The following is an 18,452-nucleotide window of genomic DNA, read 5'->3' on the forward strand; positions in this document are numbered from 1 at the left end:
ATGGGGTGCCGGGGTTGCGATGGTGGGCGAGGATGAGGGGCATGTCTTCCTGGAGCAGATGGTGGGGCCGGCTCGGCGCGGTCCTGGGAACGGTCTCGCTGGCGGTGTTCGTGCCCGTGGCGGCCTGGGCGTCCAGCGGCACGGGGGAGGTGGTGCTGGAGGCGGCGCGGCGGCGTGGCGGGCGTGGCTTCGGCCTGATCGGGCTGCTCTGCTGCCTGGTGGTGGTCGTGGCGATCGTCCTGCTGCTGCTGCGCCTGATGCGCGGCCGGCGGGGTGGCCCACCGCCCCGCTGACCCCCCCGCCCAGCGTGTCCCGCTGCCCCAGCCCCCGGTGACCCGGCGCGGCGTCCACCGGCGCGGTGGAGGTCACCGGGCCGGTGCGGGCCGGGGGTGGGTCACTCGGCCAGGGCGGCGCCGGACTCGTTGACGAAGCGGGTGGCGGCGGCCCGGATGGTCGCCTCGCCCTGCTGCACGCTCTCCGCGGCCGAGGTCAGCAGCCGGCGGACCTTGGCGTGGCCCTTGGGCGGTGGCGCGGGTGCCGGGCCGAACCGGTTGGCCAGGGTCGCCTCGAACGCGGCCGAGCGCTTGACCGCCGGGTCGGTGAGGTTCTGCTGCACGTACCGTCGGACGCCGAGGTTGGCGCTCAGCCCGCGTTCGATGCCGAGCGTCCGGCCGACCTCCAGGTTGTTGGTGAGGAAGTTGATCACGTCGACGACGGCGTCCGGGTGGCGGGTGCCCCGGAAGGCCGCCCAGTACATCGACGCCCGCGCCCAGTGGGCCGCCGGTGGGCCGGGGCAGCTCACCAGGTCGAGTTCGTCCCTGGTGTGGCTCTGCAGGTCGGCGAGCTGGTTGGACCAGATGAACGAGGCCGCCGTGTCCCCGGTGACGACGAGTTGCCGGGACGGGTCGCCGTCGACCGCGCGGGCGATCAGCTCCAGGCTCGGCGTGACCCGTGCCGACCGGGCCTGCTGCCACAGGTCGAACCACTCGACCACGTGCGAGATGTCGAATCCGAGCCGCCGCCCCCGGTACAGCTCGGCGTTGCGGGTCCGCAGCCACAGCCAGAACGGCCGGTAGTCCCCGGACGGGTCCATGGTGCCGGCGACCCTGCCGTCGCTGGCCCGGCTGACCTGCCCGGCCCAGTCGAGGTACTCCTGGTAGGACATGCCCATCCGGGGCTCGGGTACCCCGATCCGACGCAGCAGGGTCCGGTTGAAGGCCAGCGCGGGGGTGTTCTGTGCGGCGGCCACCGCCATGGTGCGGCCCCCCACCTCGGCGTAGGCGGCCAGGCTCTCCGGCAGCGCGCGCAGGTCCAGCCGGCTGTCCGTGACGTGGCCGGTCAGGTCGAGCAGGATCTCCCGCTGGGCGTACTCGGCGAGGAAGTTGTCGTCGATCTGGAGCAGGTCGGGCGGGTTGCCGCCGGCGGCCTGGGTGGCGAGCCGCTCGTAGTACCCGGGGTTGGCCTGCCAGGTGACCCGGAAGGTGACCCGGGGGTTGCGGGCGGTGTACAGCGCCAGCGCCCGTTCGGTGATCTCCGCCCGTTGCGGGCTGCCCCACCAGAAGACGGAGAGTTCGGCCGACTCGTCCTCCACCAGGGTGGCCCGGTTCTCGGTGCACCCGGCGAGGGCGCCGGTGGACAGCGCCGGCAGGCCCAGGAACGCGGCGAGGACCCGACGCCGGCCGGGGTCGGCGTCCGGAGGGGACGGTGGGGTTCGTCGGGCGGCGGGCAAGGGGAGGCTCCTCGGTGCCGAGCAGTGCACGCGGTCGGACCATTTACACAGGTGGCGCGCGGGGGTGTCAACGGCCGGCCATCCGCCGGACCGGCAGCGATCACCGGCCCGTACGGTCAGCCGATCGACGGTGGTCGTGGTCGTCGGGTGGCGTCCGGTCGGCCGGGTCCGACCGCCGGTGTGACGCCGGACACTGCGGTACTGCGTGGTGTACTAGGGCCGTGGAGCTTCTGCACTCGGGCAAGGTCCGGGACGTCTACGCCGACGGTGACGATCTCATCCTCGTCGCGTCCGACCGGATCTCGGTCTACGACGTCGTGCTGCCGACGCCGATCCCGGACAAGGGCCGGCTGCTCACCGCGCTGTCGCTGTGGTGGTTCGAGCAGCTCGCCGACCTGGTCCCGCACCACGTCCTGTCCAGCACCGACGTGCCGGCCGAGTTCGCCGGGCGGGCGATCCGTTGCCGGCGGCTGGAGATGGTCCCGGTCGAGTGCGTCGCCCGGGGGTACCTGACCGGCGGTGGCTTCGCCGAGTACCAGCGCACCGGCGCGGTCTCCGGGCTGGAACTGCCCCGGGGCCTGGTCGAGGCGTCGATCCTGCCGGAGCCGATCTTCACCCCGTCGACCAAGGCGCCGGCCGGGGAGCACGACGAGCCGATCAGCTTCGCCGAGGTGGTGGACAAGGTCGGCGCGGAGACCGCCGAGCGGCTGCGCCAGATCACCATCGCGGTCTACTGCCGGGGCGCCGAGCTGGCCGCCGACCGGGGCATCCTGGTCGCCGACACCAAGATCGAGCTGGGCTGGACGCCGGACGGCACCCTGGTCCTCGCCGACGAGGTGCTCACCTCCGACTCGTCCCGGTTCTGGCCGGCCGAGTCGTACCAGCCGGGGCGGGCCCAGTTCTCCTTCGACAAGCAGTACGTCCGGGACTGGGCCGCCAGCAGCGGCTGGGACAAGCGGCCCCCGGCGCCCGAGGTGCCGGCGGACGTGGTCGAGGCGACCCGGGCCCGGTACGTCGAGGTGTACGAGACGCTCACCGGCAACCGCTGGGACTGACCCGCCGGGCCTACTCCGCCCAGTCGAGGGTCCGCTGCACCGCCTTGCCCCACTGGCGCAGCTCCCGCTCCCGCTGCCCGGGGTCCATGGTGGCCTCCCACTGCGCGTCGGAGCGCCACTGGCCGCGCAGGGTGTCCAGGTCCGGCCAGAAGCCGACCGCCAGGCCGGCCGCGTACGCGGCGCCGAGGCAGGTGGTCTCGGTGATCCGGGACCGGACCACCGGCACGTCCAGCACGTCGGCGAGGAACTGCATCAGCAGGCCGTTGGCGGTCATCCCGCCGTCCACCCGCAGCCGGCGCAGCGCCACGTCCGAGTCGGCGTTCATCGCGTCCACCACCTCGCGGGTCTGCCAGGCCGACGCCTCCAGCACCGCCCGCGCCAGGTGGCCCTTGGTGATGTACCCGGTCAGGCCGGCGATCACCCCCCGGGCGTCGCTGCGCCAGTGCGGCGCGAACAACCCGGAGAAGGCCGGCACCACGTAGCAGCCACCGTTGTCGTCCACGGTCCGGGCCAGCTCCTCCACCTCGGCGGCGGTGGAGATCAGGCCGAGGTTGTCCCGGAGCCACTGCACCAGCGCCCCGGTCACCGCGATCGCGCCCTCCAGGGCGTAGACGGCCGGCTGGCCGTCGATCCGGTACGCGACCGTGGTGAGCAGGCCGTGCCGGGAGGCGACCGGCCCGGTGCCGGTGTTGAGCAGCAGGAAGCTGCCGGTGCCGTAGGTGCACTTGGCCTCACCGGCGGAGAAACAGGTCTGCCCGAACAGGGCGGCCTGCTGGTCGCCGAGCGCGCTGGCCACCGGCACCCCGGCGAGCACCCCCTCGGCGGTGCCGTACACCTCGGCGGAGGAGCGGATCTCCGGCAGCATCGCCGCCGGGATGCCCAGCGCGTGCAGCAGGTCGGGAGCCCAGTCGAGGGTGCGCAGGTCCATCAGCATGGTCCGGCTGGCGTTGGTCACGTCGGTGACGTGCCGGCCGGTCAGCTTCCAGATCAGCCAGGTGTCCATCGTGCCGAAGAGGACCTCGCCGCGCTCGGCGCGTTCCCGCAGCCCCTCGGTGTGCTCCAGCAGCCAGCGCAGCTTCGGCCCGGCGAAGTACGTGGCCAGGATGAGGCCGGTGCGCTCGCGCACCCGCTGCTCGCCGTACGCCCGGTCCAGCTCGCGCAACTGCGGCCCGGTGCGGGTGTCCTGCCAGACGATCGCGTTGGCCACCGGGCGGCCGGTGGCCCGGTCCCACACCACGGTGGTCTCCCGCTGGTTGGTGATGCCCACCGCGGCGAGCCCGGTCGGGTCGGTCCCGGCGGCGGCCAGCGCCTCCCGGACGACCTGCTGCACGTTGGCCCAGATCTCCTCGGCGTCGTGCTCCACCCAGCCCGGCCGGGGGAAGATCTGCCGGTGCTCGCGCTGCGCCACGGAGACGATCTCCCCGGCCCGGTCGAACACGATGCAGCGGGACGAGGTGGTGCCCTGGTCGATGGCGGCGACGTACGGCGGGGTCACCGCAGCACCGTACCGGACCCCGGGACGCCGCGCAGCGCACGAGCGAGGCCCGCCGCGGGTGGGAGAGGGTGCGGGTCAGCCGGGGCCGGGCTGGGCCGGTTGCTGACCGGCGGTGAGCCGGGCGCTGATCCGGACGACGGTGCCCGACTCGCCGGTCACCACCTCCATGGTGTCGCTCAGCTCGCGGGCGAGCCAGAGCCCCCAGCCCCCGGCGGTATCCGGCGCGGGGCGGCTCCGGTCGTCCAGCCGATGCTCGCTGATCCCGTGCCCGTGGTCGGCGACCTCGCAGACCAGGTGCGCTCCGCTCGGCCAGAGCCGGAGCCAGCCCTGCCCGCCGCCGTGCCGGACCGCGTTGGTGATCAGCTCGTTGACCGCGAGCACGAAGTCGTCCAGGGCCTGCCCGCGCAGCCCCGCCGCGGACGCGCAGGAGGCGACCGAGTGGCGCAGCTCGGTCACCCGGCCTTCGTCGAAGGCTTCGGCGATGAGGACGAAAGGTTCGATGGGCACAACCGTACGCGGTGCGGGGGATTCTGCATTCGGCATGGCCTGGTCCCGACGACGGATCTTGGAGTGGTTCGCGGCATTTCTACCGTACGTCGGGCTGAGCAGCCCCTGCACACGCTGGCTTTCCGGCCACGTACCCGGCTGTGGCATGGTGTCGCCATGTCCTCGCCCGGTGGTCTGGAGGTTCCGCTCTGGCGGGCCATCGCGGTGTTCCGGTTCGCCTCGCTGCTCTACGTCGGCGCGCTGGTCGTGCGCGACGCCGACCGGTACGCCCACCCGCTGGCCGCGGTCGTCGTCCTGGCGGTGATGCTCGGCTGGACGGTGGCCACCGCCGTGGCGTACGCCCGACCGGCCTGGCGGCGCTGGCCGCTGCTGCTGGCCGATCTCGCGGTGGTGGTCGGGGTCCTGCTGGTCACCCCCTGGGTGATCGGTCGGGAGGCGCTCGCCGCCGGGGTGCCCACCCTCGCCGTGGCCTGGCTCGGCGGGCCGGTGCTCGCCTGGGCGGTCTCCGGCGGCCGGCGGCGCGGCACGGTGGCCGCCCTGGTGGTCGGCGCGGCGGACCTGGCGACCCGGGAGCACCTCGGCGACTCCTCGTTCACCGGGGCCATCCTGGTCCTCCTCGCCGGCCTGGTGGTGGGGCACGTGGCCCGGTTGGCGGTGACCGCGGAGGAACGGCTGCAACGGGCGGTGGAGTTGGAGGCGGCGACCCGGGAGCGGGAACGGCTGGCGCGGGGCATCCACGACTCGGTGCTCCAGGTGCTGGCGCTGGTGCAGCGGCGCGGCGCGCACCTCGACGGTGAGGCCGGGGAACTGGCCCGGCTCGCCGGTGAGCAGGAGGCGGCGCTGCGCGCGCTGATCGCCGGGCGGGACGCCACCGACCCGCCGGCCGGCGGCGGCGACCTGGACCTGCGTACCCTGCTGGGCCGGTACTCCTCCGCCACGGTGTCGGTCTCCGCGCCGGCCACCCCGGTGCCGATGCCCGCCCCGGTGGCCCGGGAACTGGCGGCGGCGGCCGGGGCCGCGCTGGACAACGTCGACCGGCACGCGGACGGGCGGGCGTGGGTGCTGATCGAGGACGAGGGGGCGACGGTGACGGTGTCGGTACGCGACGAGGGGCCGGGGATGCCCGAGGGGCGGCTCGCCGAGGCGGCCTCGCAGGGGCGGCTGGGGGTGGCGCAGTCCATCCGGGGCCGGGTGACCGACCTCGGCGGCACGGTCCGCATCCACTCCGCGCCCGGCCTCGGCACCGAGGTCGAGCTGACCGTGCCGAGGGGGCGGGGATGAGTGTCCGGGTGATGGTGGTCGACGACCACCCGATGTGGCGGGAAGGGGTGGCCCGGGACCTCACCGAGGCCGGCCACCTGGTGGTGGCGACCAGCGGGGAGGGGCGCCAGGCGGTGCGGGTGGCCGCCGCCGTCCGTCCCGACGTGGTCGTGCTGGACCTGCAACTGCCGGACATCTCCGGGGTGGAGGTGATCCACGGGCTGCGGGCGGCGCTGCCCGACGTCCGGGTGCTGATGCTGTCGGCGAGCGGGGAGCAGCAGAGCGTCCTCGACGCGGTGAAGGCCGGGGCCACCGGCTACCTGGTGAAGTCCGCCGCCCCGGCGGAGTTCCTGGACGCGGTGCGCCGGGCCGCCGCCGGTGAGCCGGTCTTCACCCCCGGCCTGGCCGGGCTGGTCCTCGGCGAGTACCGCCGGCTCGCCGCCGGGGGACCGGACGGGGACACGGCGGACCACGACGGCACGGCCCCCCGGCTCACCGACCGGGAGACCGAGGTGCTGCGCCTGGTGGCGAAGGGGATGTCCTACAAGCAGATCGCCCAGCGGCTCGGGCTGTCCCACCGGACCGTGCAGAACCACGTCCAGAACACGCTGGGCAAGTTGCACCTGCACAACCGGGTCGAGCTGACCCGGTACGCCATCGAGCAGGGCCTGGACGAGTGAGCGGCCCCGGCGGCCCGGGTCAGGACGACCCGGGCGGCCGGGTCTCGTGGATCGCCAGCTCCTCGGCGCTCGCGCCACCACCGGCGGCCCCCGCGTCGTACGCGACCGAGTCGCTCTCCGAGTCGGAACGGACCCCCTCGTCCGGTTCGACCAGGCGACCCACCTGCGCGTCGGCCACCGTGCCGAGCTGGCCGTGGTCGTACAGGGAGACCGGCGAGCGCGGGTCGGAGGTCGGCCCGGGCTCGATCACGTCCGCGTCGAGCTGGGCCTGCGCGGCGGCCTCCTCGCTGTCCGCCTCGGCGGCGATGTCCGGGTCCACCGGGCCGGCCAGCGGGTCGTCCGCCGGACGCTCGTACTGTTCCCGGGCGAGCTTGTAGTCCAGCGACTCGCCGTCGAGCTGCTCCTCGGCCGTGGTGCCGTACCGGTCGACGGCCACCGGGGCCCGGTCGCCGGGGAGCTGTGCCGGCTCCGGCCCGTCCGCCTCCCGACCGGTCGCCACGTCGTCGTTGGCGGTCGAGTCGTCGTCGGCGGTGTCGGGCAGGCCCTCCGCCTCGGGATCGGACACGGGGGTCGGGTACTCGTCGTCGCGCATGGTGGAGCACTACCCGATACCAGTACGGCGTAACCGACCCGTCGGTCCCCGCCCGCCCGCCCGTCGCCCGGCCCGCCCGCTCAGTGCCGGAAGGCGGCCTCGTCCTCGGCGTACAGGACGCACCAGACGACCTTGCCGTCCGGTACGTCCGTGCTGCCCCAGCGGCGGGCGACGGTGTCGATCAACAGCAGCCCGCGTCCGCCGGTCGAGGTCGGCGGGGCGAGCCCGGCGAAGGCCGGCTGACGACGGGAGTAGTCGCGGACCGCCAGGTGCAGCGCGCCCGCGCGGGGGGCCAGCCGCAGGGTCATCCCGGTGCGGGCGTGCGCCACCGCGTTGTTGACCATCTCGGTCACCGCGATGCAGCCCGGCTCGGCCAGCTCCGGCAGCCCCCACCGGGTGCAGCTCTCGGTCACCGTCACGCGGGCCTCCCCGGCCGCGCCGACGACCGGGGCGAGGTCGGTGTGCACCGGCGCGGCGGCCGGTGCCCCGGCGAGCACGGCCTGCGCCTCGGCCGGGGTGACGCAGACCGGTGGCGCGTCCGGCCCCGGCGGCGTCGACCCGGCCGCCCGGGTCAGCCGGCCCGGGTCGAGGATCAGCAGCCCCGCCGCCGGCCAGTCGGCGACCGCCCGGTGGACCTCGGCGAAGAGCCGACCGGTACCGGGCGCGGCCGACCGCAGCGCGGTGAGGTCGACCACCAGCGGACCCGGTCGGGCACAGAGCCGGGTGAGCAGAATGTCACGCACCGTGTCGACACCGGCGGGGGTGAGCAGCCCGGACAGCCGGACGACCGTGGTTGATCCGTCCGTGTCCACCAGGCATTGCACGTCCGTCGGCATGACCCTGTCATTGTGCACGTCGGGTACGGAGCGTGCAGCCGGGCCCTCGGCACCCACCGGGGGCCGGTGTTCCGGCACCGGGTCGGCGTGGAGCGGGGTCACGTCGGGTGGCCCGGCCCGGTCCGGGTGGTCACAGCCCGTCTGACCGATCCCGATCTGTCAGGTTTGGTCTTCTCCGGGGCCGGTTAATGGGACGCTCTGACCGGAGACCCACCACTCGTAGAACGCATGGAGGTGACCCATGCGCGTCGGCCTCGTCTGTGCCCACGCCGGCCCGTCCCCGTACGCCGACGGTCTCGTCGTCGGCACCCACCAGCACATCGCCCGGGTCGCCGCCGAACTGGCCGGACGCGGGCACGACGTCCGGGTGTACGAGCGCCGCGAGGACGCGGGACTGGCCGAGGTGACCGAGGTCGGCGGGTACCTGCTGGAGCGGGTCCCGGTCGGTCCGACCGCCCCGGCCCCCACCGCCGCGCTGGTGCCGTACGTGCCCGAGTTCGGCCGCTGGCTCAGCGAGCGCTGGTCCGGCGACTGGCGGCCGGACGTGGTGCACGGGCACTACTGGGTGGGTGGCCTCGCCGCCGCCACGGCGGTGCGGGAGACCGACATCCCGGTCGTGCAGACGTTCCACTCGCTCGGCGTCGAGCAACTGCGCCACCTCGGCCGGGGCTACGACGGGCCGGGGGAGCGGATCCCGCTGGAACGGGCGCTGACCCGGGCGGTGGACATCGCGGTCGCCCAGTGCAACGACGAGGTCGACGAACTCACCCGGATGGGGCTGCACCGGGCCTCGGTGGCGATGGTGCCGGCCGGGGTCGACATCGCGCACTTCCACCCCGACGGGGAGGCGGCCCCCCGCGACCAGCGGTCCCGGATCCTCTCCGTGGGCGGGCTCGCCGCCGGCCACGGCCAGGATGACCTGATCCGGGCGATGCGGCTGGTGGGCGACGCCGAACTGGTGATCGCCGGTGGACCTCCCGCCGAGCAGCTCGCCCAGCACGCCGAGGCACGCCGCCTGCGGGAACTGGCCGAGCGGCACGGGGTCGCCGAGCAGGTCCGCCTGGTCGGCGCGGTGCCGCACGACCAGATGGCCACCTGGTACCGCTCCGCCGACGTGGTGGCCTGCACCCCGCACTACTCCTCGGCCGGCCGGGTGTCGCTGGAGGCGATGGCGTGCGGCGTACCGGTGGTCGGCTACGCCATGGGCGGCATCGCCGACGCGGTGGTGGACGAGGTCACCGGCAAGCTGGTCCCGCCGGGCGACGTCCGGACCCTGGGGGTGACCCTGCGCCGGCTGCTCGCCGACAACGCCGGCCGGTTCGCGTACGGGCACGCCGCCGTGGACCGGGTCCGGTGCAGTTACACCTGGGAACGGACGGCGAGCGCGCTGGAGCGGCTCTACGAGCGGGTGGTCGGCCGCCGCCGCCCCGTGGAGGCGTGACCGGACCGTCCCGTGGCGGCGTGCCGCGTGCTGCGGCCCGGCTTCAGCCGGGGCGGCGGGCCGGCGCGGGGATGCCCACCTCGGCGCGGGCCCGCCGGTCGGCGACGGCGTGCTGGTGCTGCGGTTCGGCGTACCGGGTCAGGCCGATGACCGCGACGAGCGTGGCCAGGAACCCGAGGCCGGCCAGCCACTCCCGGCCCGGCCAGATCTTGTCGTTGAGCAGCAGCAGGCCGACGATCGCGGCGGGCACCGCCCCGGCGGCGTCCATCGCGGCCACGGCGGCGGTGGTCGACCCGCGCTGCATGGCCAGGCCGAGCAGGAGCTGACCGACGACCGAGTGGGCGACCAGCAGGTAGAGCAGCGGGTGGCGGACGAACGCCTCCACCGAGTGCACCGCGGCCAGCGGCCGGGCCGCCACCGCGGCGGCGGAGAACGCCAGCCCGGCCAGCGAGCCCAACGCCACCGACCCGGGCGCGCCGTGCAGCCGGACCGCGAAGACACCCACCACCCCGACCACGACCAGGGTGACCAGCAACGCGACGGTGCCGGCGGCGCCGAGCTGCTTCGAGGTGGCCGGCCGGGCGGAGAGCACCAGCGCGGCGATCCCGACGAAGAGCAGCACCAGCAGGGCCACCTCGGCGGCGGGTAGTCGCCACTTCAGCACCGCCACGCCGAGGATCGCGGTCACCCCGAGCCCGGCGGCCACGCTCGCCTGCACCAGGAACAACGGCAGGTCGCGCCGGGCCAGGAAGGCGAGGACGAAGGCGGCCACCTGGCACCCCAGCCCGATCAGGTACGTGCGGTGGCTGGCCAGCCGCAGCAGCAGCCCCGGATCGAAGGTGTGGTGCACCGTGGTCCGGGCGGCGGCGATCGACTGGAGGAGGTTGGCGACGCCGTACGCGACGATCATCGCCGCGAGGAAACACCAACCGGTTGCGGACACCTGGCGAGGATAGTGGCTGCCGTCGGTCAGTGCGCGGCTGGCCGGGCGAGCCGGGCCAGCACGTCGGCGTGCAGCGGACCGTTGCTGGCCACCGCGCTGCCGTCGCCGGGGGCGAGTTGGCCGGTCAGGTCGGTGAAGGCGCCCCCGGCCTCGGTGACGATCGGCACCAGCGCGGCGATGTCCCACAGCGACAGCTCCGGCTCCACCATCACGTCCAGTGCCCCCTCGGCCAGCAGCATGTAGCCGTAGAAGTCGCCGTACGCCCGGCTGCGCCAGGTGTCGCGCATCAGGCCGAGCATCCCGTCCAGCCGCCCGCCCGCGATCCAGCCGTCCAGCGAGGAGTAGCAGAAGCTCGCGTCGGCGAGCCGGCCCACACCGGAGACCCGGATCGGGGCGCCCCCGGCGGCGTCCGGCCCGGCGTACGCGCCGGCGCCCGTCGCCGCCCACCAGCGGCGGCCCAGCGCCGGGGCGGAGACCAGCCCCAGCACCGGGCGGTCCCCCTCCAGCAGGGCGATCAGGGTGGCCCAGATCGGCACCCCCCGGATGAAGTTCTTGGTGCCGTCGACCGGGTCCACCACCCAGCGCCGCCCGTCCGGGCCGGCCGCCGGCTGCTCGCCGTACTCCTCGCCGAGCAGGCCGTCCCCGGGGCGGTGCTCGGCCAGCAGGGCCCGGATCTCCCGCTCCACGGCGGTGTCCGCGTCGGAGACCGGGGTCAGGTCCGGCTTGGCCTCGACCCGCAGGTCGAGCGCGCGGAACCGGGCCGTCGACACGGCGTCGGCCCGGTCGGCGAGCAGGTGGGCGAGGGCGATGTCGTCGGCGTACCGGGTCATGCCGCTGACGGTAGCGACGCCCGGTCAACCCCGGGCGGGTGGGTCGCCCGGCTCGCCCGTCCGGTCGGGTTCGGCCGCGCGGGGGTCCGGCTCGCCGGCGCGGGAGGCCAGCAGCCGGCGGTACGACGCCAGCCGCCGACCGTCGGCCCGGCCGGCGGCCACCCAGGCGTCCAGCGCGCAGTCCGCCTCGTCGGCGGTGTGCGGGCAGTTCGGCGGGCAGTCGACGGTCCCCTCCACCAGGTCGGGGAAGCCGTGCAGCAGGCTGTCGGCGGAGACGTGGGCCAGCCCGAAGCTGCGGACCCCCGGGGTGTCGACGATCCAGCCCGGGTCACCGTCGGCCCCGGGCCCGGCCGGCAGCCGCAGCGCCACCGCGCTGGTCGAGGTGTGCCGGCCGCGCCCGATCGCGCTGACCACGCCGACCGCCCGGTCGGCCTCCGGCACCAGCCGGTTGACCAGCGTCGACTTGCCCACCCCGGAGTGCCCGACCAGCACCGACACCCGGCCGGCGAGCAGCGCGCGCAGCGCGGCCAGGTCGGAGTCGGGGCGGATCAGCACGTACGGCAGCTCCAGCTCGGCGTAGTAGTCGAGCACCTGCTCCGGGCCGGCCAGGTCGGCCTTGGTCAGGCAGAGCAGCGGCTCGATGTCGGCGTCGTACGCGGCCACCAGGCAGCGGTCGACGAACCCGGTCCGCGGTGGCGGGTCGGCCAGCGCGCTGACGATCACGAGCTGGTCGGCGTTGGCCACCACCACCCGTTCCAGCCGGCCCTCGGCGGTGGTCTCGTCGTCGTCGGCGGTGCGCCGCAGCACCGAGCGCCGGTCGGCGATCCGGACGATCCGGGCCAGCGCCCCGTCCGCCCCGGAGACGTCCCCGACCAGGCCCACCCGGTCGCCGACCACCACCGACTTGCGGCCCAGTTCCCGGGCCCGCATCGCGGTGACCGTCGGCGCGTCGGGGTCGGCCCCGTCCCGGACGCAGGTGTACCGGCCCCGGTCCACGGCGATCACGAAGCCGTCCACCGCGTCGGCGTGTTGGGGGCGGGTACGGGTACGGGGGCGCGACGACTTCCCGGGTCGTACCCGGACGTCGTCCTCGTCGTACTCGCGTCGCCTGGTCGCCAGGACCCGCCCCCTGTCGCGTCAGCTCTTGTTGGTCACCAACGCCGACCATAGTGCCGGGAACTCGGGCATGGTCTTCGAGGTGCACCCGACGTCGTCGACCTCGACGCCGGGGACGGCCAGCCCGGCCACCGCGGCGGCGTGCGCCATCCGGTGGTCGTGGTAGGTCCGGAAGACCCCGCCGCGCAGGGGCCGGGGCCGGATCTCCAGCCCGTCGGCGGCCTCGGTGAGGTCCGCGCCGAGCGCGGTGAACTCCCGGGCCAGCGCGGCGAGCCGGTCGGTCTCGTGGCCCCGGATGTGGGCCACGCCGGTGAACCGCGACGGCGAGTCGGCGAGCATCGCCAGCGCGGTCAGCACCGGGGTCAGCTCGCTGACCTCGGAGAGGTCGGCGTCCAGGCCGTGCACCCGGCCGGTGCCGCGCACGGTCAGCCCGGCGGCGGTCACGGTGACCTCGCCCCCCATCCGCTGCAGCAGGGTGCGGAGCTGCTCGATCGGCTGCGCGCTGTGGTGCGGCCAGCCCTGGAGGGTCACCTCGCCGCCGGTGACCAGCGCGGCGGCGAAGAACGGCAGCGCGCCGGAGAGGTCCGGCTCGATCTCCCAGCCGCGCCCGGTCAGCGGGCCCGGCTCGACGGCCCAGACGTCGGGGGTGGTGTCGTCAACGGCCACCCCGGCGGCCCGCAGCATCTGCACGGTCATCCGCAGGTGCGGGGCGGACGGCACCGGCGGGCCGACGTGCCGCACCACCAGCCCCCGGTCGAACCGGGCGCCGACCAGCAGCAGGCCGGAGACGAGCTGGCTGGAGGCGGAGGCGTCGAGGACCACCTCGCCGCCGGTGACCCGCCCGGCGCCGAGCACGGTCAGCGGCAGGCTGCCGGTGGGCGGGGCGTCGACCCGGACGCCGAGCGAGCGCAGCGCGCCGATCAGCGGGCCGAGCGGGCGGCGGCGGGCCTGCGGATCGCCGTCGAAGGTGATCCGCCCCTCGGCCAGGCCGGCGATCGGTGGGACGAACCGCAGCACGGTGCCGGCCAGGCCGACGTCGACGTGCGCCGGACCGACCAGCCGGTGCGCGCGGACCAGCCAGCGCTCGTCGTCGCTGGTCGACACGTGGGTGCCCAGGGCCCGCAGGGCGCCGGCCATCAGTTCGGTGTCCCGGGCGCGCAGCGGCCCGGCCAGCGTCGACGGCCCGGTGGCCAGCGCGCTGAGCACCAGCGCGCGGGCGGTCAGCGACTTGGAGCCGGGCAACCGGACGGAGGCCGTGACGGGCTCGGTGGCGGTCGGTGCGGTCCAGGGCTGCGGTGGCCGGGTGACGGTCGGGTTCCCCACGGTGTCCATTCTGCCGCGCTGGGTGTCCGGCCCGGCGGGTGTCGGCCCGGCTCCCGGTTGGCGGGACAGCGGCGGAGGGCGTGACCGGTTAGCGTGTGCGACATGTGCGGCAGGTACGCGACCACCCGGAACGCCGCCGACCTGAGCGCGGTGTTCGAGGCGTACGACGACACCGACGGCCGGGTCAGGTCGGATCACAACGTCGCGCCCACCAACGGGGTGCCCGTGGTCCGGGTCGACCCTGACGGGCGGCGGGCGCTGGCGGTGCTCCGGTGGGGCCTGCTGCCGCCGTGGGCGAAGTCCCCGTCGGCCGGGTCACGCATGATCAACGCGCGGGCCGAGACGGTCGCCACCAGCCGGGCCTACGCGGGCCCGTTCGCCCGCCGCCGCTGCCTCGTGCCGGCCGACGGGTGGTACGAGTGGGCGCGCACCGACCGGGGCAAGCAGCCCTACTACCTCACCCCGGCCGACGGGTCGGTGCTCGCCCTCGCCGGCTTCTGGACCACCTGGTCCGGGCCGGACGGCCCGCTGGAGACGTTCAGCGTGCTCACCACCGCCGCGCTGGGCGGGCTGGCCGAGGTGCACGACCGGATGCCGCTGCTGCTGCCGCCGGAGCGCTGGGCGCCCTGGCTGGCGCCGACGGAGGACCCGACCGGGCTGCTCACCCCGCCCCCGGTGGCCTGGCTCGCCGGCCTGGAGATCCGGCCGGTCGGCCCCGCCGTGGGCAACGTGCGCAACAACGGGCCGGAGTTGACCGCCCGGGTTCCGATTTCCCGTCGACCCGAGGCGGCCGACCCGGCGCTCTTCTGAGCGGTGTCCGCACATTGTCGCGTACTAATTTGCCAGAGTTGCGGGCGAATCGTGGCGTGAGTGTTTAGCCATCTTTCCGGCAGAGTCTTGTGACCGTGTCCGAAAGTGCGATAGAACACAGCGCCGGTATGGGAGTCGATTCGCACGGGGCGATCGACGCTCATCGATCATGCCGGTCCCACGGGGGAGGTGGGTGGATGACAAGGGCACGAATGCCCCGTCCGCACGAGGTGGCCGCCGCGCGTCGGGACCCGCGGCTGCTGCGGGCGCTGCGCGAACGACGTTCCGACGATGCCTGGCGGACCAGGGGGACCTGCCAGAGCGTGGATCCGGAGACGTTCTTTCCGGCGCCGAACGAGCCGGCCGACACGGCGGTGTCGCTCTGCCGCAGCTGCGACGTGCAGGGTTCCTGTCTGGCCTGGGCGCTGGACGTCGGTGACTGCCACGGGGTCTGGGGCGGCACCACACCGCGCGAGCGGCGGGCGATGCTGGTCGCCTGGCGCAGCGAGGTCCAACCGGATCCGGAGGCCGCCGACGAGGCGGGTCCACCGGTCCGCGACCGGTTGCTCACGCTCGTGCCGGTGAGCCGCTGAGTGCCGCCCGCCCGTCGGCCCCGCTCCACCGGATCGGGGCCGACGGGCGGCGCAGAATGGGGCGGTGCGCAGGACGGACGAGGACGAGATCGAGACGGTGCGCGGGCCGGCCCGCGCCGACACGGACCTGCCGGCCGGCCCGCCGACCGCGCTGCTGGTGCTCGGGCACGGGGCGGGTGGCGCGGTCGACGCGCCCGACCTGGTCGCCCTGCGGGACGCGGCGGTGGCGGCCGGCCTCGCGGTCGTCCGGGTGACCCAGCCGTACCGGGTCGCCGGTCGCCGGGCGCCCGCGCCGGCCGGGCACCTCGACGAGGCCTGGACGGACGTCCTCGCGGCGGTGCGTGGCCGGCACCCGACGGTGCCGGCCGTCCTGGTCGGCGGGCGCTCCAGCGGTGCGCGGGTGGCCTGCCGGACGGCGGTGGCGGTGGGCGCGGCCGGCGTCGTCGCGCTGGCCTTCCCGGAGCACCCGCCCGGCCGGCCGGAGCGCTCCCGGGCCGGCGAACTGGCGACCGGCCTGCCGACCCTGGTGGTCAACGGCGACCGGGACCCGTTCGGGATTCCCGCGCCCACGGCGGCGGTGCAGGTGGTCCGCCGTCCCGGCGAGACCCACGACCTGCGGCGCGACCCCACCGGGACGGCCGCGGTGGTGGTCGACTGGCTGCGCGGGCGGGGCTGGGCGCGCTGAGCCGCCGCCCCGCGCCGGGTCCACCACGCGTGGCGGCCGTGTCCGTCCCCCGCCGCGTCTCGTTGCACGGGTTGGTGTCGGGCCGCCCGGTCGGGTGACCCGGGGCCGCCCTCCCAGGCCCTTCCTGGTCCCTGCGCCGGTCGTGCCGAGCCAGGGGCCGGGAACGGGAGCGGGTACCGCGAGGAATGCGGCAGCCCTCCGGTCGCGTTGAAGCCCTCGGATGACGGATCAGCCGAGGGGGTGAGCGGGTGCCGACCGAGACGCGGGAACGGGACGAACGGGGCGCACGGCAGCTCAGGGAGTTGTTGGAGGGGCCGCAGTGGCCGGCGACGGCCAGCCCGGTGGGGCCGGGCGCACGGCGTACCGGCGTGGTGAGCACAGGCACAACGGCCGGAAGCGGATCTGCGGGCGGCGCGGGGCGCGTATCCTCGGCGGGAAAGCATCCGACGCGAGGGGATGTGCGGTTGACCACCGAGAAGACGGACGAACGCAGGGCGCGATTCGAGCGGGACGCGATGCCCTTCGTCGACCAGCTCTACGCGGCCGGGCTGCGGATGACCCGTAATCCGGCGGATGCCGAAGACCTGGTCCAGGAGACGTACCTGAAGGCGTACGCCGCCTTCCACCAGTTCGAGCAGGGTACGAACCTGAAGGCGTGGCTGTACCGGATCCTGACCAACACCTACATCAACTCGTACCGCAAGCGGCAGCGCCAGCCGATCCAGGCGCCCACCGAGGAGATCACCGACTGGCAGCTCGCCGAGGCCGAGTCGCACACCTCCAGCGGGCTGCGCTCGGCGGAGACCGAGGCGCTGGACCGGCTGCCGGACAGCGACGTCAAGGAGGCCCTCCAGCAGTTGCCGGAGGAGTTCCGGCTGGCCGTCTACCTCACCGACGTCGAGGGATTCTCCTACAAGGAGGTCGCCGACATCATGGGTACGCCGATCGGTACCGTGATGTCGCGGCTGCACCGTGGCCGACGCAACCTGCGCAAGCTGCTTGAGCGGTACGCGGCCGAGCGAGGCTTCTCCGCCGCCCGCTCCTCGGGTGGCTCGACCGCCGCCGCCGGCCGGGAGGTGTGACGTGAGCTGTGGAGATCCGCACGAGACGCACTGCCGTGAGGTGCTCGCCGAGGTCTACCTCTACCTGGACCTGGAGTGCGCCGACGAGCGGCGGGAACGGATCCGGCACCACCTGGACGAGTGCGGCCCGTGCCTGCGGGAGTACGGCATCGAGCAGGAGGTACGGGCGCTGGTCGCCCGGTGCTGCGGCAACGAGACCGCGCCGGCACAGCTTCGCGAGCGGCTCCGGGTCCGGCTGACCGAACTGGTCGTCTTCGAGACCGCCGACTCCCGCGAACTGGCTGACTGACCACACCGACCCACCCCGCCGCCCCTCGTGGGCCGGTTCGTCGTGCCCCGAACGGGGCGAGTCGCCGGCCACCGGCGGCGGGGTGGATCGCGCCCCGGTCAGGAGTTGGGGCGCTTGCCGTGGTTGGCGCCGCTCTTCTTACGGGCCTTCTTCTTACGGGCCTTCTTCGCCATGGGACCTCCTCGTGCTGGTGACGGCCGGGCGCGCGGCTGGCGCGCCGGTGGTCGTGGACCGGGCCCCGGCGCCGCCGGGGTCCGACCCGCTGATGCTAGTTGGCGTCCCGGCCCCGGGCCGGCCGTGGGGTGGCCACCCACCCGACGGGTGCCGGTCATCCGGGCCGGGAGGACGGGCCCCGGGGTGCACAAACGTGATTGGATACCGTTCGCAGGCACACCGGTGCAGTGAGGAGGGCCGTGAGATGGCCGAGGAGATCCGCGCGGAGATGGTGGCGAACGTCTGGAAGGTCGTGGCGTCGGCCGGGGACACCGTGTCCGAGGGGGACACGCTGGTGATCCTGGAGTCGATGAAGATGGAGATCCCGGTGGTCGCCGAGTCCGACGGTGTCGTCGAGCAGCTCGCCGTGAACGAGGGCGACGTGGTGCAGGACGGCGACCTGATCGCGGTGATCGCTTGACCGGTGTGCGGGTCCGCGCCGCCGAGCCGGCCGAGTACCCGGCGGTGGCCCGGCTGACGATCGCCGCGTACGAGGCGGACGGTCAGCTCAAGGGCGGGAACGGCTACGAGACCGTGCTCGCCGACGTGGCCACCCGGGCGGCCACCGCCGAGGTGCTGGTCGCCGTCGACGAGGCCGACGACGTGCTGCTCGGCACGGTGACCTTCCTGCTGCCCGGTACGCCCTTCGCCGAGGTCTGCGGTCCCGGCGAGGCGGAGTTCCGGATGCTCGCGGTGGATCCGGCCGCGCAGGGCCGGGGCGTCGGCGTGGCGCTGGTGGACGCGTGCGTGACCCGCGCCCGTGAGCTGGGCAGCTCGGCGGTGGTGATCTGCGTACGGGCCGGGATGGCCGCCCCGGCGCAGCGGCTCTACCGGCGGCTGGGCTTCGTCCGGCTGCCCGAGCGCGACTGGTCACCACTGCCCGACGTCGACCTGCTCGCCCTACGCCTCCCCCTCACCCCCCGCACGTAACCCCCACCTCCCTCTCCCCGCGATCTTGCACTTGCGGCCCCGG

The 18,452-nt window shown here is 74.9% G+C and carries 22 protein-coding genes; 12 read left to right on the forward strand and 10 right to left on the reverse strand.

The genetic code is table 11. The features are described from left to right. Positions 1-41: 41 nt before the first annotated feature. Positions 42-293 carry a hypothetical protein gene (locus ACQUFX_RS31100; protein WP_428963694.1) on the forward strand — a complete coding sequence of 84 codons (252 nt, stop codon included), beginning with the start codon at positions 42-44 and terminating at the stop codon, positions 291-293. Between the two features lie 101 nt (positions 294-394). On the opposite strand, the gene ACQUFX_RS31105 is transcribed toward ACQUFX_RS31100, so the two are convergent. Next, the gene (locus ACQUFX_RS31105; RefSeq protein WP_428963695.1) at positions 395-1,729 is read right to left on the reverse strand and encodes an ABC transporter substrate-binding protein; all 1,335 of its coding nucleotides are present in this window, start codon (positions 1,727-1,729) and stop codon (positions 395-397) included. 221 nt (positions 1,730-1,950) lie between these two features. On the opposite strand from ACQUFX_RS31105, the gene ACQUFX_RS31110 reads away from it, so the two are divergent. Beyond that, complete coding sequence (locus ACQUFX_RS31110; RefSeq protein WP_428963696.1) at positions 1,951-2,784, forward strand: phosphoribosylaminoimidazolesuccinocarboxamide synthase; 834 nt, start codon at positions 1,951-1,953, stop codon at positions 2,782-2,784. Positions 2,785-2,794: 10 nt separating this feature from the next. Here ACQUFX_RS31110 and glpK read toward each other — a convergent pair whose 3' ends face one another. Together glpK and ACQUFX_RS31120 are read right to left on the reverse strand one after the other, a co-directional pair. Then, the gene (gene glpK / locus ACQUFX_RS31115) at positions 2,795-4,279 is read right to left on the reverse strand and encodes a glycerol kinase GlpK (RefSeq protein WP_428963697.1); all 1,485 of its coding nucleotides are present in this window, start codon (positions 4,277-4,279) and stop codon (positions 2,795-2,797) included. A 75-nt stretch (positions 4,280-4,354) separates the two neighbouring features. Further along, entirely contained in the window at positions 4,355-4,822 is a 468-nt protein-coding gene (locus ACQUFX_RS31120; protein WP_428963698.1) for an ATP-binding protein, read from the reverse strand. Positions 4,823-4,942: 120 nt separating this feature from the next. Between ACQUFX_RS31120 and macS the strand changes: the two genes are divergently transcribed. Further along, entirely contained in the window at positions 4,943-6,067 is a 1,125-nt protein-coding gene (gene macS / locus ACQUFX_RS31125; protein WP_428963699.1) for a MacS family sensor histidine kinase, read from the forward strand. Next, positions 6,064-6,726, forward strand: a complete 663-nt coding sequence (locus ACQUFX_RS31130) for a response regulator (RefSeq protein WP_428963700.1) — start codon at positions 6,064-6,066, stop codon at positions 6,724-6,726. Before macS ends, ACQUFX_RS31130 begins: the two co-directional genes overlap by 4 nt. Positions 6,727-6,745: 19 nt before the next feature. Here ACQUFX_RS31130 and ACQUFX_RS31135 read toward each other — a convergent pair whose 3' ends face one another. Next, the gene (locus tag ACQUFX_RS31135) at positions 6,746-7,318 is read right to left on the reverse strand and encodes a DUF5709 domain-containing protein (protein WP_428963701.1); all 573 of its coding nucleotides are present in this window, start codon (positions 7,316-7,318) and stop codon (positions 6,746-6,748) included. Positions 7,319-7,398: 80 nt separating this feature from the next. Further along, entirely contained in the window at positions 7,399-8,154 is a 756-nt protein-coding gene (locus tag ACQUFX_RS31140) for an ATP-binding protein (protein WP_428963702.1), read from the reverse strand. 241 nt (positions 8,155-8,395) lie between these two features. On the opposite strand from ACQUFX_RS31140, the gene ACQUFX_RS31145 reads away from it, so the two are divergent. Then, positions 8,396-9,595 (forward strand): glycosyltransferase, encoded by a 1,200-nt coding sequence (locus ACQUFX_RS31145; protein ID WP_428963703.1) that lies wholly within the window; start codon positions 8,396-8,398, stop codon positions 9,593-9,595. A 43-nt stretch (positions 9,596-9,638) separates the two neighbouring features. On the opposite strand, the gene ACQUFX_RS31150 is transcribed toward ACQUFX_RS31145, so the two are convergent. The 4 genes from ACQUFX_RS31150 to aroA all read right to left on the reverse strand — a co-directional run bounded on the left by ACQUFX_RS31150 (position 9,639) and on the right by aroA (position 13,807). Then, positions 9,639-10,538 (reverse strand): hypothetical protein, encoded by a 900-nt coding sequence (locus tag ACQUFX_RS31150; RefSeq protein WP_428963704.1) that lies wholly within the window; start codon positions 10,536-10,538, stop codon positions 9,639-9,641. A gap of 26 nt (positions 10,539-10,564) precedes the next feature. Further along, positions 10,565-11,368 (reverse strand): histidinol-phosphatase, encoded by an 804-nt coding sequence (gene hisN, locus ACQUFX_RS31155; RefSeq protein ID WP_428963705.1) that lies wholly within the window; start codon positions 11,366-11,368, stop codon positions 10,565-10,567. 24 nt (positions 11,369-11,392) lie between these two features. Beyond that, on the reverse strand, positions 11,393-12,385 hold the full coding sequence (rsgA, locus tag ACQUFX_RS31160; RefSeq protein WP_428963706.1) for a ribosome small subunit-dependent GTPase A: 993 nt from the start codon (positions 12,383-12,385) through the stop codon (positions 11,393-11,395). Positions 12,386-12,505: 120 nt separating this feature from the next. Then, positions 12,506-13,807, reverse strand: a complete 1,302-nt coding sequence (aroA, locus tag ACQUFX_RS31165; protein WP_428963707.1) for a 3-phosphoshikimate 1-carboxyvinyltransferase — start codon at positions 13,805-13,807, stop codon at positions 12,506-12,508. A 102-nt stretch (positions 13,808-13,909) separates the two neighbouring features. On the opposite strand from aroA, the gene ACQUFX_RS31170 reads away from it, so the two are divergent. From ACQUFX_RS31170 to rsrA, 5 genes are all read left to right on the forward strand, one after another. Beyond that, positions 13,910-14,617, forward strand: coding sequence for an SOS response-associated peptidase (locus ACQUFX_RS31170; RefSeq protein ID WP_428963708.1), 708 nt, complete (start codon positions 13,910-13,912; stop codon positions 14,615-14,617). Positions 14,618-14,814: 197 nt separating this feature from the next. After that, positions 14,815-15,210, forward strand: coding sequence for a WhiB family transcriptional regulator (locus tag ACQUFX_RS31175; RefSeq protein WP_067360678.1), 396 nt, complete (start codon positions 14,815-14,817; stop codon positions 15,208-15,210). A gap of 64 nt (positions 15,211-15,274) precedes the next feature. After that, on the forward strand, positions 15,275-15,895 hold the full coding sequence (locus ACQUFX_RS31180; RefSeq protein ID WP_428963709.1) for an alpha/beta hydrolase family protein: 621 nt from the start codon (positions 15,275-15,277) through the stop codon (positions 15,893-15,895). A 248-nt stretch (positions 15,896-16,143) separates the two neighbouring features. Beyond that, entirely contained in the window at positions 16,144-16,977 is an 834-nt protein-coding gene (locus ACQUFX_RS31185; RefSeq protein WP_428963710.1) for a sigma-70 family RNA polymerase sigma factor, read from the forward strand. Between the two features lies 1 nt (position 16,978). Further along, complete coding sequence (gene rsrA, locus ACQUFX_RS31190; RefSeq protein WP_428963711.1) at positions 16,979-17,266, forward strand: mycothiol system anti-sigma-R factor; 288 nt, start codon at positions 16,979-16,981, stop codon at positions 17,264-17,266. 98 nt (positions 17,267-17,364) lie between these two features. Here the strand turns inward: rsrA and ACQUFX_RS31195 are convergent, their stop codons facing one another. Further along, the gene (locus ACQUFX_RS31195) at positions 17,365-17,439 is read right to left on the reverse strand and encodes a 50S ribosomal protein bL37 (protein ID WP_369700219.1); all 75 of its coding nucleotides are present in this window, start codon (positions 17,437-17,439) and stop codon (positions 17,365-17,367) included. A 245-nt stretch (positions 17,440-17,684) separates the two neighbouring features. On the opposite strand from ACQUFX_RS31195, the gene ACQUFX_RS31200 reads away from it, so the two are divergent. Further along, positions 17,685-17,900, forward strand: coding sequence for a biotin/lipoyl-binding carrier protein (locus tag ACQUFX_RS31200; protein ID WP_067360664.1), 216 nt, complete (start codon positions 17,685-17,687; stop codon positions 17,898-17,900). Next, positions 17,897-18,409, forward strand: a complete 513-nt coding sequence (locus ACQUFX_RS31205) for a GNAT family N-acetyltransferase (protein ID WP_428963712.1) — start codon at positions 17,897-17,899, stop codon at positions 18,407-18,409. The genes ACQUFX_RS31200 and ACQUFX_RS31205 overlap by 4 nt, the downstream gene beginning before the upstream one ends. Positions 18,410-18,452 lie beyond the last annotated feature (43 nt).

It is taken from the genome of Micromonospora fluostatini (assembly GCF_050410825.1).
GTDB classification, from domain to species: domain Bacteria; phylum Actinomycetota; class Actinomycetes; order Mycobacteriales; family Micromonosporaceae; genus Micromonospora; species Micromonospora rosaria.

Excerpts from the sequence above, each read along its gene's own strand:
- ACQUFX_RS31100 (WP_428963694.1), top strand. The coding sequence starts at position 42 with ATGTCTTCCTGGAGCAGATGGTGGGGCCGGCTCGGCGCGGTCCTGGGA.
- ACQUFX_RS31120 (WP_428963698.1), bottom strand. The coding sequence starts at position 4,822 with ATGCCGAATGCAGAATCCCCCGCACCGCGTACGGTTGTGCCCATCGAA.
- macS (WP_428963699.1), top strand. The coding sequence starts at position 4,943 with ATGTCCTCGCCCGGTGGTCTGGAGGTTCCGCTCTGGCGGGCCATCGCG.
- ACQUFX_RS31130 (WP_428963700.1), top strand. The coding sequence starts at position 6,064 with ATGAGTGTCCGGGTGATGGTGGTCGACGACCACCCGATGTGGCGGGAA.
- ACQUFX_RS31135 (WP_428963701.1), bottom strand. The coding sequence starts at position 7,318 with ATGCGCGACGACGAGTACCCGACCCCCGTGTCCGATCCCGAGGCGGAG.
- ACQUFX_RS31140 (WP_428963702.1), bottom strand. The coding sequence starts at position 8,154 with ATGCCGACGGACGTGCAATGCCTGGTGGACACGGACGGATCAACCACG.
- ACQUFX_RS31145 (WP_428963703.1), top strand. The coding sequence starts at position 8,396 with ATGCGCGTCGGCCTCGTCTGTGCCCACGCCGGCCCGTCCCCGTACGCC.
- hisN (WP_428963705.1), bottom strand. The coding sequence starts at position 11,368 with ATGACCCGGTACGCCGACGACATCGCCCTCGCCCACCTGCTCGCCGAC.
- ACQUFX_RS31170 (WP_428963708.1), top strand. The coding sequence starts at position 13,910 with ATGTGCGGCAGGTACGCGACCACCCGGAACGCCGCCGACCTGAGCGCG.
- ACQUFX_RS31175 (WP_067360678.1), top strand. The coding sequence starts at position 14,815 with ATGACAAGGGCACGAATGCCCCGTCCGCACGAGGTGGCCGCCGCGCGT.
- ACQUFX_RS31200 (WP_067360664.1), top strand. The coding sequence starts at position 17,685 with ATGGCCGAGGAGATCCGCGCGGAGATGGTGGCGAACGTCTGGAAGGTC.